This window comes from Vibrio sp. 10N.222.48.A3, assembly GCF_041475345.1.
GTDB classification, from domain to species: Bacteria; Pseudomonadota; Gammaproteobacteria; order Enterobacterales; family Vibrionaceae; genus Vibrio; species Vibrio tasmaniensis_A.
Genome location: NZ_JBFRVX010001743.1, coordinates 1 through 364 on the forward strand (window position 1 = coordinate 1; position 364 = coordinate 364).

A 364-nucleotide genomic window follows, 5' to 3' on the forward strand; every position below is an offset into this window, starting at 1 on the left:
GCGTTGAGTGCTCACCAGCACGAATAAATTCTAATCCAACTAACTCATAACCTGATGCTGCTACTGGAGCGTCAAGCATTTCAGTAAGTTGTCTTTCTAAACCAGTCATTTAACCACTCCAGAAACAAAAAAAGGGCTCAAAGCCCAATTTAAATTCCAAGCAAACATTATCATCTAAATGCATTTATAAATGCTTAGATAACAAAAAACCCCGTATAAGCCGGGGTTTTTGTTGCTGGACCCTTATATGTTAAGTGTCATCATATTTGATATCACACTTAACTCACAGTGAGGTTCACACTGTGCAAACTTGCTACCAATACAAGCTATATAATAGCATTGAAATTGGTTGCGGGAGCCGGAT

General features: G+C 38.5%; 1 pseudogene. It reads right to left on the reverse strand.

Annotation, left to right across the window (positions count from 1 at the left end):
- Nucleotides 1-109: pseudogene (locus AB4653_RS28715) on the reverse strand (ribosome maturation factor RimP); the annotation flags it as partial.
- Nucleotides 110-364 lie beyond the last annotated feature (255 nt).